Source organism: Aliigemmobacter aestuarii, from assembly GCF_004799285.1.
GTDB classification, from domain to species: domain Bacteria; phylum Pseudomonadota; class Alphaproteobacteria; order Rhodobacterales; family Rhodobacteraceae; genus Aliigemmobacter; species Aliigemmobacter aestuarii.
This window is the reverse complement of sequence record NZ_SSND01000010.1, coordinates 1-1,247: the sequence shown is the minus strand read 5'-3', so window position 1 is coordinate 1,247 and position 1,247 is coordinate 1. Positions and strand designations below refer to the sequence as shown.

The window sequence follows — 1,247 nt, the reverse complement described above, 5'->3', positions numbered from 1 at the left end:
CATGACGAAGGTTTATCCTGACGCGCAATCCGCGTTGGACGGTCTGCTGTTTGACGGCATGACCATTGCCGCGGGGGGTTTTGGCCTTTGCGGCATTCCCGAACTGCTGATCGCGGCGATCCGGGATGCGGGCACGAAGGGCCTGACGGTGGCGTCGAACAACGCGGGCGTCGATGGCTTTGGCCTTGGCGTGCTTCTGGAAACGCGGCAGGTGAAGAAGATGATCTCGTCCTATGTGGGCGAGAACGCGGAATTCATGCGCCAGTATCTGAGCGGGGAGCTTGAGCTGGAATTCAACCCGCAAGGGACGCTGGCCGAACGGATGCGCGCGGGCGGCGCGGGCATTCCGGGGTTCTACACGAAGACCGGCGTGGGCACGGTGATCGCCGAAGGCAAGGAACACAAGGAGTTCGACGGCCAGACCTATATCCTCGAACGCGGGATCGTGGCCGACCTGTCGATCGTCAAGGCCTGGAAGGCGGACACCAGCGGCAACCTCGTCTTCCGCAAGACCGCCCGCAACTTCAACCCGCCGGCGGCCACCTGCGGGCGCGTCTGCGTCTGCGAGGTCGAGGAAATCGTTCCGGTCGGCAGCCTTGACCCCGACCATATCCACCTGCCCGGCATCTACGTCCATCGCCTGATCCAGGGCGAGCACGAGAAACGCATCGAACAGCGCACCACCCGCAAGAAGGAAACCGCATGATGGCGAGCGAAACCAGGGGCTGGGACCGCAACCAGATGGCCGCCCGCGCGGCGCAGGAACTGCGTGACGGGATGTATGTGAACCTTGGCATCGGGATCCCGACGCTGGTGGTGAACTACATCCCCGAAGGCGTGCATGTGACGCTGCAATCGGAAAACGGGATGCTCGGCATGGGTCCTTTCCCCTATGAGGGCGAGGAAGACGCCGACCTGATCAACGCGGGCAAGCAGACGATCACCGAACTGCCCCATTCGGCCTATTTCGACAGCGCGCAATCCTTCGCCATGATCCGCGGCGGCAAGATCGCGATGGCGATCCTCGGCGCGATGGAGGTCAGCGAGAAGGGCGATCTGGCGAACTGGATGATCCCCGGCAAGCTGGTGAAGGGCATGGGCGGCGCGATGGATCTGGTCGCGGGCGTGGGCCGGGTGGTGGTCGTGATGGACCACACCTCGAAGCACGGCGAATCGAAGGTGCTGCGCGACTGCACCCTGCCGCTGACCGGCAAGGCGGTGGTGGACCGGATCATCACCAATCTCGG

At 63.8% G+C, this 1,247-nt stretch carries 2 protein-coding genes; both read left to right on the top strand.

Translation table 11 applies throughout. The features are described from left to right. Nucleotide 1 precedes the first annotated feature (1 nt). Nucleotides 2–706 (top strand): CoA transferase subunit A, encoded by a 705-nt coding sequence (locus E7811_RS17785; protein WP_136396028.1) that lies wholly within the window; start codon nt 2–4, stop codon nt 704–706. Then, nucleotides 706–1,247: 3-oxoacid CoA-transferase subunit B (locus tag E7811_RS17780; RefSeq protein ID WP_136396027.1), on the top strand; the 542-nt coding region annotated here is incomplete at its 3' end. The genes E7811_RS17785 and E7811_RS17780, both read left to right, overlap by 1 nt.

Coding starts and splice junctions, on each gene's coding strand:
- E7811_RS17785 (WP_136396028.1), top strand. CDS start 2: ATGACGAAGGTTTATCCTGACGCGCAATCCGCGTTGGACGGTCTGCTG.